We start from the raw sequence: 13,893 nt of genomic DNA, 5'->3' as shown, positions 1-13,893 counted from the left end.
ACCGTCCCGCCGCACGACTGGAACATGTCGGACGACGGTGGGACTGGACAGGACCGGAGCCTCATCCACCGCTACTACCTCTTCCGGGTGACGAACACGTCCGGGTTCTTCCTCCCCGTCGCCATCATCATCCTGCAGGACAAGGAGTTCGGGATGGGGTTCGTCGGCGTCGCGTACGCGGTCTACGCCGTGGCGAAGCTCCTGCTCGAGGTGCCGACCGGCTACGTCGGCGACTGGCTCGGGCGGCGGGGGAGCCTCGCCATCGGGAGCGCGGTCCGGGCGGTCGTCATCGGGGTGTACCCGTTCCTCGGGAGCGAGGCGCTCTACCTCGGGCTGCACGTGCTCTGGGCAGTCGGGCGGTCGTTCCGGTCCGGGACCCAGGACGCCTGGCTGTACGAGATACTGCAGGCCCGGTTCGACGAGTCGGACTTCGCCCGCATCGAGAGCCGGGGGAACACCCTGAAGCTCGTGACCGACGCCGTGACGGCTGTCGCCGGCGGCGTCCTCTACAGCATGGAGATGGCCATCCCGTTCGTCGCGACGGCGGCCATCGCGCTGGTGGGCATCCCCGTCCTGTTCTCGTTCCCGAGCATCGCGAAGCTCTCCGTGGACCCGGACGACGACAGGGCTGGCGAGGTTGCCGGAGATAACGAGGACAGAGGCCCCCTGACGATGTCCCTCGCGCTGCGGCTGCTCCGCCTCCAGCTCGCCAGCCCGGCCGTCCGGTGGTTCATGGTGTACGGCGCGACGTTCTCCTCGCTGTTCGTGGTCACCCGCATCTACGAGCAGCCGGCACTCGACGCGGTCGGGGTTCCCGTGGCAGGGTTCGGCGTGCTCTACGCCGCCTTCAAGCTCGTCTCGGCAGGCGTCGCATCGTCGGTCGGGCGGGTCCACGACGCTATCGGGACCCGGGGCGTGCTGGGCGCGATGATACCGATATACGCCGTCGCCTACGCGAGCATCGCCATCGCGCCGGTCCTCGTGGTTCCGGTGCTGTTCCTGAACCGCGGCCTCCGGACGATGACCCGGCCGGTCACGAACCAGTACCTGAACGAACGACTGGAGGACGTGGGGCGGGCGACCGTGCTCTCCGGCGCGTCGATGTTCTTCGCACTGGTCGGGAGCGCGGCGCGGCTGGTCGCCGGTGTCGGGACGGAACTGCTCGGCCCGGTCGGCTTCCTGCCGGTGGCCGGGGTCGTCCTGTCGCTGCTCGGTGGAGTAGTGTGGGTCTTCACGTCGCCGGTCCGGACGGCGCCAGAGCCCAGGAGCGACCGCGCCGGCGTCCTTTCAGCAGGCGACTGATACCGCGTCGCGACCCCCCGCCTGATAACTCACCGCGAGACCGACGTGACCGTCAGGTCCTCGCCGACGGTCAGGTCGATCTCGTCCCCGTCGATGGCGAAGGTGAACACCGCCTCGAACGGGTCGGTCTCCTCAACCGCCTCGTCGAAGGTCATGAACACGCCAGAGGAGGTCTCGTAGTCGGCCCCGGAGAGGTTGACGCCGTGGTCCGTCACGAAGGACTGGAGGGGCGTCGCCCCGACCAGCATCGTCCCGAAGGGCCGGCGCGTGTCGAAGGTACAGTTCCGGCAGTGTGCGGTGTAGACGACCTGATGGCGGTAGCCGCAGCTGTCGCAGCAGCCGTCGGCGGCGTCGTGGTCCTCGCAGACGTCGACCCGGTCGTCGAACGTCCCGCCACAGCGCGGACAGCAGTCGCTCGCCACGGAGAGGGTATCGGCGAGGGTGAACCGGTGGGCGGCCTCGAGCGCCTCGGTCGGCGTCCGGTCGCCCATCCCGGCCGGCGGCAGGTCGTGCAGGCCGAGGAAGCCGTACTCGTCGGGCACGTCGTCGTGCTCGGCCTGGTAGTTGCTACGCTCGTAGATGCCGGGGCACTCGGTACAGTAGACAGCGATCCGCCCGCGATGGTACATCACCTCGAGTTGGCCCCCGCAGTGGTGGCACTCCTGGTCCACCGGCGTCAGCTCGGAGATGGGGTTCCCGAGGACCGACCCGGAGAGGATGGCCTGGGCGACGCGTCGGCCCGGGCGCCGGAAGTCGTAGCCAGCCTCGGTCTGTTCGAGGAAGTGGCCGACCAGTTTGTCGAGGTGGTAGTTGAAGTGCGCCGAGTCGATGTCGCCGAGCTGTCGGCGGATCTCCGAGAACTGGACCGGCCGGTCGGCCCGGTGGGTCGTCGCGAGTACCTCGAGGATCTGTACGCGGGTCTCGTGGCCGATCATCGCGAACGCCTCGTCGGGCGTGACGGTGTCCTGGGCATCGGCCGCGTCGTTCGCATCGCCCCCCATGGTCCGAACTCACGTGAGCATCACGTAAACTGGTTCTGCCCGGGAGCATCTCGAAGGCAGGGAAGAGGGTCCTGCTGAACCGGCTCAGTCGCCGGTCTGGCTCGAATCCACGGTCACAGCGAAGTCCTCGGGCTCGGCCTCGGCGACCGAGGGCAGGCCGCGTAATCTGGGACGCACGAGAACGTAGAGGGCCGTGAAGCCGAACCCGAAGGCGGTCAGGCCCATTGTCGTCGTCGTACCCAGGACCTCGCCGACGACCCCGCCGAGGAGCGACCCCAGCGGCAGCGTCGCACCCGACGCGGTCCCCTTGGTGGAGGACACGCGGGCGAGCATATCGGCGGGGAAGACGGTCTGGTTCAGCGTCGCGGTGAGCACACCGCTCATCCCGGCGGGCACCCACGCCAGGCCGAACAGCAGGACGGTGAGTGCCGGCGACGGCGCGTACACCGCGGCGAGCCAGCTACACGCGCCGAACCCGTGTCCGACGAGCAGCAGGTAGCCGTAGGGGACGGATTCGACGTAGGGCGCGACGAGCGAGCCGACGAGCCGGCCGATGCCCAGCGCGCCGAGCAGCAGGCCGTAGAGCGCTGGGCCGCCCAGCGACCCGCCGAAGGCCGGGAGGATGGCGAGCGTCACGCCGACGGCGAAGTTGGCGACCGCCGTCGTCAGCACCAGTTCGACGAAGACGGTCCCCCGGAGCACCTCGATACCCTCCCGGAGGTCGTCGACGTAGGAGTCGAACACGGCCCGGAGCGACTCCTCGTCGTCGTCCGGAAGCTCGGACCCCCCGTCGGTTGCTTCGGCCCGGCCCTCCGCAGGCTCTTCGGTGCAACCAACGGTCCCGACCTCGTCGGCCGAGCTATCGTACTCGGCCGCCGGGATGGCGATACCCGCGAACAGCAGGCTCGCCACGGCGAACGTGACCGAGTCGAACAGGAACAGCGTCGTCACGCCGAAGACGGCGATGAACGCCCCGCCCAGCGCGTCGAACACCATGTCCAGCCCGAGCGTCACGGTCGCGAGGGCGGAGTTCGCCCGCGAGAGCTGACCCTCCTCGACGATCCGTGGGAGGATCGTGGTCTGCATCGGCGACATCAGCAGCGTCGCGAGCGTCAGGATCGGCACGACAGCGAGCAGGACACCGACGGTCAGGTGCCCCATCGCGGCGGCCAGCGGGAGCGCGAGCACCACCACGCCCTGCAACACCTGCGACCCCACGAGGACCGGCTTCACCGGCAACCGGTCGACGATTGGGCCCGCCAGAATCTGCAGGAGCCACGGGAGCAGCAGTATCGAGTTCGCGAGACCCGTGAGCACGGTCGACTGGCTCAACTCGAAGACCAGCCACAGGACCGCGACGGTGTAGAGGCTGTCCCCGGCGTTCGTGACGAACTGCCCGGCGAAGAACCGCCGGAAGTCGCGGTTGCGCCACAGCGACGACCCACTGGTGGCCCCCGGGTCCGTCACCGCGGACCACCTCGGTTCGGGCCCGGACGCCCGGGTGACGTGTTCGGTTCGGGCGGTCGTGGCGACCGCGAGCGATGCGACTGTCGGTCGGTGCGCGATACGTGGTCGGACGAGCCCCGGCGGAGTACCGGAGACCCAGCGGTTGTCGGCATCTCGTGTGTTCGACGGATAGACTGCGGCTACGACGCGTAGCGAAAGACCGCACTACGGGGCGTAGCGAACCGAAGCGAATGCGAGTGCTGCAGCTATCCGGGCCGCTCAGGCGGCCGGCGGCGAGAGTGGGTCGAACACCGGACGACACGACTGCCGGTGAGTCATAGGACGGTTCTGGCGAAGTTTCAGGAGCAGCCAGAATAAGTCTGGTGGTGCACTGAGACGGTGTCACACGGCACGCCGGACAGGAGCTGGCCCCAGCCCGAGAACGAACGCTGTGGCAGCCGTGTTCGGTATAGCGACATGTGGTTTACCTCCCGGCTGGTTCCACCGACCGAGCAATCGCTTCGCAGGTCAGACGACACCCTCGAACGCGTCGGAGAGCCGTTCTCGCATGTGTTCTCGCCGGAGCGACCGGGCGCGGTCTTCGGACAGATAGCTCTGGAGGACGACCTCGGGGCTCTCGCTCCCCTGCTCGGCCGCCACCTCGGACAGTCCCTCGACGACGACCCGGTGCGACGACGAGTAGGCGTCGTACCAGAACCGCCGCCCCATCTGTGGAACCGGGTTCTGGCCGTCGACGGACTCGATACCGGCCGATTCCGCGAGGTCGGTGAACCAGTTCCAGACGGTCCAGCGACCGACGTGGCCCCGGCCAGCCGTCGGCGACGGGAAGAGGTATCCCTGCCAGTCCGTCTCGTCGGCGAACCCCGCGAACCGGCGTTTCACCGGGTCCACGCCGTACAACAGCGATACCTGCCCGGGACCGTTCTTCCGCTCCTCGAACCGGATGTGGGGCACGCCGTCGGCCGGGTCCAGCACGAACTGGGACCGGTGCAACCGGGCGACCTCGCCCGAGCGAAGCCCCCAGGCACAGAGCGCGAGCACGAGCAGTTCCTCGCGCTCGCTTCCTGCGGTCTCGTAGAGGCGCCGGACCTGCCCGGCGTCGAGATACGGCGGGTCCGTGTCCTCCTCGCGCCAGTCGTACTCCTCGTCGAGGCCCGAAGCGGGGTTCGTCCGGGCCAGTTTCCGGCGCACGAGGTGGGCGTACCAGTTCTCCACGACCGAGTGGATGCGCCGCTTCGTCCGGCCGGAGTCCAGCTCGGCGTGCAGGCGGTCGAAGGCGGCCCAGCACTCGTCGACAGCCTCGTGTGCCGGGGTATCGCCCTCAGTCGCGACCGGGGAGAGGAGGGCTGCGTGCCCGTTCGCGTCGCGGTAGGCCCGGACGTAGCGGTCGAGGCGGTATCTGAGGGTGTCGAGGGAGGACTCGGCGAGACCCTTGCGCGTCCGGCGCGAGTCCAGAAAGTCGGTCAGGGCGGCGAGGGTCCGGTCGTCGTCGGTCGACCAGTCGTACCCGGCATCCGCCTGCTCGCAGTCGAGGTCGTCGCTCCAGAAGTCGCCGAAGGTCCGGTCGTGGTAGGTCCTGAGCGTGTAGAGGAGCGTATCGAAGCCGTGTTCTCGGAGCCAGTCGTGGGTCGGTTTCTCCGTCTCGGGGTCGAGCCCGTCGGCCTCCATGGCGGGTGCGACCACCGTCCAGTACGCCTCGACGAGCCCGTCGAGGTCGAGGCTGGTCCACGAGACGTCGGTGTCGCCGGTTACGGGCGTGTGCTCGGTCACGGTCGCTTCATCACGAGCGTCGGGTATAAATTCCGGGCCGGAACCCCGTCGCCAGCGCACAGAACGGCCGATTCCGGAGGTCGCGCTTTGCGGCCCCAGGTAACGGGGCGAGACAGCATAAATCGGATTTCACGATATAGAGTCGCGGGGTACGCCTTGAGACGGTCACGCCTGCTGACCAGTATTCGGTCGTGCTCTGGAGGCTACCGGGCTCTACCGCGGCTCCAATCGGGTTCGGTACAGTGTTCGTGACTTTTACCAGCGTCGAGAGACCATCTGTACTATGGACCTTCGGGTCAGCGGACTGGAAGACCTCGAAGAACGAGTCGGGAGCGCGCTCGAACGTATCGGCGAACTGCAGGCAGGGACGCGCATCGAGTCCGACGCCTTCTTCTCGGACCCCTTCATGCGCGACCACACCGAGTTCGACTCCTTCGCCGCCTTCTGCGACCGGTGCCCGTGGCCGGTCGAGGACGCCAGCGACGTACAGGACGTCTCGCGCGAGGAGCTCGACGAGTACATCGCCGCCACGACCGACTTCGAGTCGTGGGAGGGCATGAAGACCCAGGCCGCAGAGGAGGAGATCATCGACCAGGTCGTCTCCTGACTACCCGCCGGCGGACAGCACGTGCAGGAGGTGGTACAGCCCGTAGCTGACGATGCCAGCACCGAGCATCGACCCCACCCAGGACCCCAGCGTGATACCGACCTTCCGGGGTGAGACGCCACTCCCGCCGGAGGAGTCCGTCGCGAGGCCGCTCCCGACGATGCTCGCGATCATCACCTTGTTGAACGAGATCGGGATGCCCAGCACGATAGCGAGTTGTGCGATGAGGAACGCGGGCACCAGGGCCGCGATCGACCGACGTGGCCCCAGCGAGGCGTATTCGTTCGAGACCGCCTGGACGAGTCGCGGGCCGCGAATCCACGCGCCGAGGAGTATCCCGCCGCCACCGAGCGCGAGCAGGTAGATCGAGGGGAGCTGGAGGTCCGTCTCGAAGATGGCCTCGAGTGGCCCGGTCGCGAGCCCGACCTGCGAGCCACCGCTCGTGAACACGACGACGAGCCCAAGCACGACGAGGAACTGGTCGATTCCCGCGCTCTCGTTCCGCAGCAGTATCAGCCGCGTGCCGGCCAGTGCGACGAGGCCACAGGTCACGCTCACCGCGACCATCCCGAGCGTGTACGAGCCGCCGACGGTCGTCGGGAACAGGTGGGACGCGGTGGCGAGGTACCGGGCGACCGACCCCTGGCCCCCACTCGCGGTCGGAATGACCGTGAGCTGGATGTTGGCCAGGGCGTACCCGACCGCGCCGCCGAGGAGTGGAATTCCGAGGGTCTCGGGGACGGAGTCGCTCCGGAGGCCCCGGGCGAGGCCGTACGCGAGGACGCCCTCGACGACCGGGATGGTGAACCAGAACCCGAGGATGACGACGTACTCGTGGACGGCGAATCCTCCGCCGAGGGCGATGCCGGCGCCGACCATCGCCCCGGTGACGGTGAACGCCGAGGGGATGGGATAGCCTCTCGAGTTCCCGATGGTGATGAGCGTCGCCGCGGTCAGCAACGCGGCCGCCGCCGCCAGCGGTGTGATGGTGACGCCGGCGACGAGGTCCCTGCCGATGGTCTCGGAGATGCTCCCACCCTGCAGGACCGCGCCGAGTCCGGCCACGATGCCGACGAGGAAGGCCGCCCGGAGGACCGACAGTGAGTTCGCGCCGACCGCGGGGGCCACGGGTGCCGAGTTGCTGTTCGCGCCGACGGTGAACGACATGAACAGGGCCGCCAGGAGGGCGATGGCGAGCACGAGTGCCACGGAGGCCATCTGTTCACCGCGTGCCTGTCGCCCGGCACTGGGGCGTCGAAGACGGTCGGCCACTGCTCCGCTCGTTCATGTCCAGCGGTCGATGGAAGAGACCCATGAATCCGTCGGATTCCGGTATATCACCGAGTAGTACGCGGATAATATCGATAACTGATTGTCATCGTCTCAGCCTTGTCGGGGAGACGAGAGCCTGCTGCCCTGGGGGACCCAGCCCAGCAGGTGCGAACACCACAGAACCCACACAGTCCGAACGCTTACCTGTGGGACGATTCTACGCGGTACCGACATGACTTCTATCTGCCACTGCACCGGGGCGAGTCAACCACCAGCCTGCGGAGGGCTGGCATGACAGCCGGCGGTGGAGGCATCACTGCCGGCCTCATCGACCTGCTCGCGGTGTTCATCATCGCCGGTGGGGTCGGCATCTTCGTCGCGAAGGTCGGACGGTTCCCGTACACCATCGCCCTGCTGTTCGCCGGGTTCGCCGTCTCCATCGGCGTCTCCCTGACGGGTGATGGCGGCGCGTCGCAGGCGCTCGGGACCATCCCGCTCTCGCACGACATCATCCTGCTCGTGCTGTTGCCACCCCTGTTGTTCGAGGGGGCGGCCACGACCGACCTGGAGGCGTTCCGCGAGAACTTCCCGGTCATCATCACGCTCGCCGTCGTCGGGCTGGTGTCGTCAATCCTGCTGGTCGGGGCCGCTGCGACCCGGGTGCTCGGGATGCCACTGCTGGTCGCACTCCTGTTCGCGACCATCGTGCTTCCGACCGACCCCGTCTCCGTGCTCGCGCTGTTCGAGGAGATCGGCGCGCCGGAACGGCTCGCCGTGCTGGTCGAGGGCGAGAGCCTGCTCAACGACGGGGTCGCCGTCGTCATCTTCGTCACGCTCTACGACCTCGTCGCCGAGGGCGCGACCGTCGAGGACCTGCTGACGCTCGACAGCCTCGCGAGGGTCGTCATCGACGTGGTGTTCTCCGGACTCGGCGGGGCACTCGTCGGGTTCGCCGCGGCCTTCGTCGTCTACAGCGTGATGCGCGACCTCGACGAACACATGACCGAGATCGTCCTGACGCTCATCCTCGCCTACGGCGCGTTCATCCTCGCCGAGCACTACGTCCCCCAGTGGATCGGCATCCAGTTCTCCGGGGTCATCGCGACGGTCGTCGCCGGGCTGTTCATCGGGAACCGCGGCGCCGAGGAGGCGATGAGCCCCCAGACCAAGCTCTCCATCTTCAACACCTGGGAGACGTTCGCCTTCATCGTCAACACGTTCATCTTCGTCCTCATCGGCGCGCGGACGCCGGTGAGTGCACTCGTCGAGAACATCGCCCCGCTCGGCATCGCCATCGGGCTCGCACTCGTTGGGCGCGCCATCCCGGTCTACGTGCTCACGAACGTCGTGAACAAACTGCAGCCCCGCCAGCGCCTCTCGCTGTCCTACCAGCACGTCCTCGTCTGGGGCGGCCTGCACGCCTCCATCCCCATCGCGCTGGTCCTCGGTATCCCGTCGGGCGAGGCCAGCCCACTGACGCAGTACGGGAGCATCACGACCGAGCAGCTCCGCGTGCTCGTCTTCGGTATCGCCGCGTTCAGCCTGGTCGTCCAGGGTCTGACGATGGCGCCGCTCATCCGCCGGCTCGGCATCATCACGACGACCGAGGAGGAGCGCCTCTACCAGTTGCTCATCGGTCGGGCGCGGGCCGTGGACGAGGCCCTCGACGCCGCGGACGAACTGGAGGCGAAGAACGAGATACCCGAGGCGGTGTACGACCGCTTCACCGCGGAGTACGAGTCCGAGAAGGCCGACCTCAACCGGGCCATCGCTCGCCTGCTCGACGACCACCCCGAGATACGCGACCGCGAACTCCTCGGGAGCGAGCGCCGACTGCTGAAGCAGGAACAGAGCGCCATCAAGAGCGCCGAGCTGAACGGTGTCCTGACCTCGGACGTGGCGGAGCGCCTGCTCCAGGAGGTCCACCTCAAGCTCGACCAGGTCCACCAGGGCCAGACGACCGTCCATCGCGACCCCGACGAGGAGGGGTACGAGGAGTTCTGGCGCGAGGAAGCGCACGAGTACGGCCTGCTGGAGGAGGAGGAGGACGAGAGCGACGACGAGGACGAGGACACAGAGACCACCGAGGAGTGACTGGCCGGGGGCGGTAACGGTCATCTGGGTGTGTCAACCGGGAACGTTCGTGACATTCGTCCAATTTTCGCGGCGATATCATGAATTTATCAACCGAGAGCGACAGCCTTTTGAGCGGTCGTGAGCACCGATTTCCCAGCATCACGACACATGGCAATCGAATTCGCACACAGTCCGCTGTTGACGTTCGTGCTCGCGTTGCTCGCGGTCATCCTGTTGCTCGTCCGGTGGGACCTCCCCGCGTTCGTGGGGCTCATCATCGCCGCGTTCTTCGTCGGCGTCATCAACGTCGTCTTCGTCCCCGAGTTCACACCGACGAAGGCGGCCGACGCGGTCGCGACGGCGTTCGGGAACGGCATGGCCGGCATCGGGATACCAATCCTGATGGCGGCCGTCATCGGGAAGTCGATGCTCGAGAGCGGCGCGGCCCAGCGCATCGTCCGCGGCTTCCAGTCACTCCTCGGGCGCGAGAACGCCGACTACGCGCTCTGGGGGAGCAGCAGCATCCTCGCGATTCCGGTGTTCTTCGACAGCGTGTTCTACCTGCTGGCGCCCCTCGCCCGGTCGATGCGGGCCCGCGTGGGACGTGACTACACCCTGTTCATCGTGGTCGTCGGGGCCGGCGCGGCGACGGCCCACGTGTTCGTCCCGCCGACGCCCGGCCCCCTCGCGGTCGCGGACGAGATCGGCGTCAACCTCGGCATGACGATGCTGATAGGCGTCACCGTGGCGCTCCCGGCCGCCCTCGTCGGTGGCATCGGCTACGGTCGGTGGATCAACCGCCGGCTCGACATCCCGCTCCGGGACGCGATGGCGACCTCGACCGACGAGCTGCACGAACTGGCCGAGCGCGACACCAGCGAACTGCCGGGGATGGTCGCCTCGCTCTCGCCCATCCTCGTCGCGGTCGGCCTCATCGGTGCCCTCACGGCCATCAAGGCGTTCGACGAGGCCTACCCCGCCCTCGAGACGCTCCGCCCCTACGCGGCCTTCCTCGGGGACAAGAACGTCGCGTTGACCATCGCGGCACTGGCCGCCGCCTGGGTGTTCTACCGGTACAGCGACCTCTCCCGGAGCGCCTGGGGCGACGAACTCACCGAGGCCCTGAAGAGCGGCGGCAACATCGCGGCCATCACCGCGGCCGGCGGTGCCTTCGGGGCCCTGCTCGCCGCCTCCGGCGTCGGTGACTACATCACCGGCGCGCTCTCCGGCGTCGGCATCCCCCTCATCGTCAGCGCGTGGCTCATCGCCGCCATCGTCCGCATCGCGCAGGGCTCTGCGACCGCGGCGATGCTCACCACCGCGGGCATCATGGCCCCGCAGGTGTCACAACTCGCCGTCCATCCGGCCTTCCTCGTGATGGCCATCGGTGCCGGTGGGAACATCTGCTCGTGGTACAACGACAGCGGCTTCTGGCTCGTCAAGGAGATCGGCGGGCTCACGCAGGTCGAGACGCTGAAGACCTGGACCGTCCTCACGACGGTCATCTCGGTGACCGGGCTGGTCACCACGCTCGCCATCTCGACGGTCTTCCCGCTGGCCTGAAGCCAGCGCGTGACTGGCGAGTCGACGTGGACTCGTCCGGCGGTCCCGGCCTCGCCGCGGCGGTCACCAGGGCCGCCCCGGCCGGGTCGCATCGTCTCGTCGCGGCCGTCGGTACGACAACCCTTTTCAGCCGCCCGGCACAACACATCTCCCATGAGTGACGTTTTTGTCGGCAGTCTGATGTCCTCTCCGGTACACACCATCGACGCCTCGGCCTCCATCGAGGAGGCAGGCAACCTGATGCTCGACAACGGCATCGGGTCCGTCATCGTCGTCGACGACGACGGCCGTCTCGAGGGAATCCTCACCGCGACCGACTTCGTCCACGTCGTCGCCCGCGGTGACTCGGAACCGACGGCCACCGTCGGCAGCGCGATGAGCACCGACGTCATCACGACCACGGTCAACGAGTCCATCCAGACCGCGGCCGACGTGATGCTCGAACACGGCTTCCACCACCTGCCGGTTGTCGATGACGAGTCCGAGGTCATCGGCGTCGTCACGACGACCGACCTGACGGCGTACCTCTCCTCGGAGGGCCCGAACGCGTAGGCGCATTCGAGGCGCCCCGCTCCGAACCCCCACTCAGAGCCCACGGAGGCCGAGCACGAGGGCACACCTGCCTGTACCAGCACGATTTTCTGGCCGATGCTAGATGGTCACGGCAATGACAGACCGCTGGCTCTACTCGTGGGCGCTCGGGTCGGTCGCCTTCGGCGGCGCCTCGCTGCTCGTCCCGCTCTACATCGTCCAGCTCGGCGCGTCGCCGGTCCAGCTCGGTATCCTGGCGGCGACCGCGGCCGTCATCGGGGCCCCGGGTGCCATCCTGTTCGGGAAGCTCGCGAACCGGGTCGGCCACCGGCGCCCACTGGTGCTGGCGACGCTCGGCATCGTCGCGGTGGCTCTGGCCGTGATTCCACTGGTCACCAGCATCACGCTCGTCATCGTCGCCAACGCGGCGCTCTGGCTGTTCGTCGCGTCCATCGCGCCAGTGATGACGATGCTCGTGGTCGACGACGCCCCGGAGTCCGCCTGGAGCCAGCGCATCGGCCAGTTGAACAAGTACCAGGGGTACGGCTGGGCCGGCGGACTCGTCCTCGGGACGGTCTGGCCGCTGGTCGCGACACAGCTCGTGGGCGCCGAGGCGGTCACCCGCGTCCTGTTCTGGCTCCTCTCGGCCTGTGCAGCCCTGAGCGTCCTCGGGGCCGCCCGGTCGCTGCCGAACCCTGCCCCGGCGGACCACGTCACGAGCGACCGGAAGGTCCGGAAGGTCGCGCGCCTGCTGTCGAGTTCGCGCCGCGGCGTCAAGGGTGCGACCTTCGCGTTCTCCCCGAACCGCCTCTACTGGTCGACGCAGGCGTTCCACCCGCGGCGGCTCCGCGGCCGGGTGAACCCGGCGCTGGCGACGTACCTCCTGGCAGCCGTGCTCTTCTTCACCGGCTCGGCGGCGTTCTGGGCGCCACTCCCGCTGTTCTTCACCGAGTTGCGGTTCGACTCGGGGCAGGTGTTCGCGCTCTACCTCGCCTCCAGCCTCGGCTCGGCCGTCCTCTACGAGCGCGCCGGTTCGTTCGCGGGGAAACTCGACATCCGACTCCTCCAGTCCGGCGCACTCGCGGCCCGGGGCGTCCTCTTCCCGACCGTCGCCCTCGTCACGGGCATCGGGACGCTGACGCTCGGCCTGGGGGTGGCCGGCGTCGGCCTCGCCGCCATCGGCGCGACCTGGGCGTTCATCGCGGTCGTCGGGACGGCCATCGTGACCCGGCTCGCACCCCCCGCGGTCAGGGGCGAGGTGCTGGGCGTCCACACCGCCCTCGGCGCCGTCGCGGGCGGCGTCGGTGGCGTCCTCGGCGGCTGGGCGGCGACCGTCGGCTACCTGTTCGCGTTCGGACTCGCGGGCGGCCTGGTCCTCGCGGGTGCGGGGCTGGTCGTCTCCCTGCGAGCGCTCTCCGGTGGGAAGGAGGCCGCGAGACCACCTGCCGAGGCTGCCGGTGACCGACCCGAGGCGGTGTCGATTCCTGCAGCGAGCGAGGACGACCCCGTCTCGGCCGAGACGGAGTGACAGGCGAAGCGGTGTCGGTCCGTAGCCTCACTCCCGAGGGCCGGACCGGCCCTGTCAGAAGCGGTATCCGAGAGACAGAGGATGCAGTCGGCGACCGAGAAGAGGAGGCAGTCGGCAACCGGGGTATGATTGGTTCGACTCTGCGTCGAAGAAGCGACCGACCGTCAGAGAGTGTGAGAACGTCGATTTCGGGATGCCTGGTTCAGTCCTCGAGGGTAGCGTCCCGGACGACCACGTCCAGCCCGCGTCTGAGTTCCTGGGACAGCTCTCTATCCGAGATATCGTTGAGCTCTGCTAGTTCGACCAGCGATACCTCACGTGGCACTTTGAAGTACCCCTCGCTGACCGCACTCCTGAGGAGTTCCCGCTGGGCGTCGGTCAGGGTTCCGTCCTGCTTCGTGTTCGAAGACATCCCGGAAGTCACTGTGTGTGTTGATGTGTCCCACAGCAAAAGGGCTTGTGCAAACCGCAACCAATCACCTGCTATTACCGAATTATTCTGGTCCGGAACTGCGATTTTCGCAACTCAGTCGGTCTCTGGAGTGCCCCTTCTCACTCGCCGACGTCGTTGCCAAACTCGAAATGTGCCCAGGGGCGAGTGTGGTGGTTGGTGATGATCTCGGAGGATTCGATATCGAACCCGAGTCCAGACAGTTGATTGCTGATGTCCGTGAGGTCCTGTGTATCCGTGGCGACGGCCTCGATGAAGAGGTTGCGTTTGCTGGTGAGCATCTCACGGACGTCGACGACCCCACGGGACTCCAGCGCCTCCCGGG

General features: G+C 67.9%; 11 protein-coding genes and 1 pseudogene. 6 read left to right on the top strand and 6 right to left on the bottom strand.

Annotated elements, in window-relative coordinates; genetic code table 11:
• The first annotated feature begins 24 nt into the window (after positions 1-24).
• A complete protein-coding gene (locus tag NOV86_RS17930; RefSeq protein ID WP_267643140.1) occupies positions 25-1,302 on the top strand; it encodes an MFS transporter in 1,278 nt (425 codons plus the stop codon).
• Positions 1,303-1,331: 29 nt separating this feature from the next.
• Here NOV86_RS17930 and NOV86_RS17925 read toward each other — a convergent pair whose 3' ends face one another.
• The 3 genes from NOV86_RS17925 to NOV86_RS17915 form a co-directional block, all read right to left on the bottom strand.
• Entirely contained in the window at positions 1,332-2,303 is a 972-nt protein-coding gene (locus NOV86_RS17925; RefSeq protein ID WP_267643139.1) for a winged helix-turn-helix domain-containing protein, read from the bottom strand.
• Between the two features lie 84 nt (positions 2,304-2,387).
• The gene (locus tag NOV86_RS17920; RefSeq protein ID WP_267643138.1) at positions 2,388-3,770 is read right to left on the bottom strand and encodes an MFS transporter; all 1,383 of its coding nucleotides are present in this window, start codon (positions 3,768-3,770) and stop codon (positions 2,388-2,390) included.
• A 507-nt stretch (positions 3,771-4,277) separates the two neighbouring features.
• Positions 4,278-5,540 (bottom strand): tyrosine-type recombinase/integrase, encoded by a 1,263-nt coding sequence (locus NOV86_RS17915; protein WP_267643137.1) that lies wholly within the window; start codon positions 5,538-5,540, stop codon positions 4,278-4,280.
• Between the two features lie 283 nt (positions 5,541-5,823).
• On the opposite strand from NOV86_RS17915, the gene NOV86_RS17910 reads away from it, so the two are divergent.
• Positions 5,824-6,147 carry a hypothetical protein gene (locus NOV86_RS17910; protein WP_267643136.1) on the top strand — a complete coding sequence of 108 codons (324 nt, stop codon included), beginning with the start codon at positions 5,824-5,826 and terminating at the stop codon, positions 6,145-6,147.
• Here NOV86_RS17910 and NOV86_RS17905 read toward each other — a convergent pair whose 3' ends face one another.
• Positions 6,148-7,365, bottom strand: a complete 1,218-nt coding sequence (locus NOV86_RS17905) for an inorganic phosphate transporter (protein WP_267643135.1) — start codon at positions 7,363-7,365, stop codon at positions 6,148-6,150. It abuts the gene before it with no gap.
• Positions 7,366-7,710: 345 nt separating this feature from the next.
• Here NOV86_RS17905 and NOV86_RS17900 point away from each other — a divergent pair, with 345 nt between their 5' ends.
• The 4 genes from NOV86_RS17900 to NOV86_RS17885 all read left to right on the top strand — a co-directional run bounded on the left by NOV86_RS17900 (position 7,711) and on the right by NOV86_RS17885 (position 13,117).
• A complete protein-coding gene (locus NOV86_RS17900) occupies positions 7,711-9,513 on the top strand; it encodes a cation:proton antiporter (RefSeq protein WP_267643134.1) in 1,803 nt (600 codons plus the stop codon).
• Between the two features lie 150 nt (positions 9,514-9,663).
• Positions 9,664-11,058 (top strand): GntP family permease, encoded by a 1,395-nt coding sequence (locus NOV86_RS17895; RefSeq protein ID WP_267643133.1) that lies wholly within the window; start codon positions 9,664-9,666, stop codon positions 11,056-11,058.
• Positions 11,059-11,211: 153 nt separating this feature from the next.
• Entirely contained in the window at positions 11,212-11,610 is a 399-nt protein-coding gene (locus NOV86_RS17890) for a CBS domain-containing protein (RefSeq protein ID WP_267643132.1), read from the top strand.
• A 115-nt stretch (positions 11,611-11,725) separates the two neighbouring features.
• Positions 11,726-13,117, top strand: a complete 1,392-nt coding sequence (locus NOV86_RS17885; RefSeq protein ID WP_267643131.1) for an MFS transporter — start codon at positions 11,726-11,728, stop codon at positions 13,115-13,117.
• 202 nt (positions 13,118-13,319) lie between these two features.
• Here the strand turns inward: NOV86_RS17885 and NOV86_RS17880 are convergent, their stop codons facing one another.
• Complete coding sequence (locus tag NOV86_RS17880; protein ID WP_267643130.1) at positions 13,320-13,541, bottom strand: helix-turn-helix domain-containing protein; 222 nt, start codon at positions 13,539-13,541, stop codon at positions 13,320-13,322.
• 128 nt (positions 13,542-13,669) lie between these two features.
• A pseudogene (locus NOV86_RS17875) lies at positions 13,670-13,893 on the bottom strand (Lrp/AsnC family transcriptional regulator); the annotation flags it as partial.

The organism is Haloarchaeobius amylolyticus (assembly GCF_026616195.1).
GTDB classification, from domain to species: Archaea; Halobacteriota; Halobacteria; order Halobacteriales; family Natrialbaceae; genus Haloarchaeobius; species Haloarchaeobius amylolyticus.
Note: the sequence above shows the minus strand (reverse complement) of the source record. Positions and strands in the feature narration are given on the sequence as shown.

Excerpts from the sequence above, each read along its gene's own strand:
- NOV86_RS17930 (WP_267643140.1), top strand. The coding sequence starts at position 25 with ATGTCGGACGACGGTGGGACTGGACAGGACCGGAGCCTCATCCACCGC.
- NOV86_RS17925 (WP_267643139.1), bottom strand. The coding sequence starts at position 2,303 with ATGGGGGGCGATGCGAACGACGCGGCCGATGCCCAGGACACCGTCACG.
- NOV86_RS17910 (WP_267643136.1), top strand. The coding sequence starts at position 5,824 with ATGGACCTTCGGGTCAGCGGACTGGAAGACCTCGAAGAACGAGTCGGG.
- NOV86_RS17905 (WP_267643135.1), bottom strand. The coding sequence starts at position 7,365 with ATGGCCTCCGTGGCACTCGTGCTCGCCATCGCCCTCCTGGCGGCCCTG.
- NOV86_RS17900 (WP_267643134.1), top strand. The coding sequence starts at position 7,711 with ATGACAGCCGGCGGTGGAGGCATCACTGCCGGCCTCATCGACCTGCTC.
- NOV86_RS17895 (WP_267643133.1), top strand. The coding sequence starts at position 9,664 with ATGGCAATCGAATTCGCACACAGTCCGCTGTTGACGTTCGTGCTCGCG.
- NOV86_RS17890 (WP_267643132.1), top strand. The coding sequence starts at position 11,212 with ATGAGTGACGTTTTTGTCGGCAGTCTGATGTCCTCTCCGGTACACACC.
- NOV86_RS17885 (WP_267643131.1), top strand. The coding sequence starts at position 11,726 with ATGACAGACCGCTGGCTCTACTCGTGGGCGCTCGGGTCGGTCGCCTTC.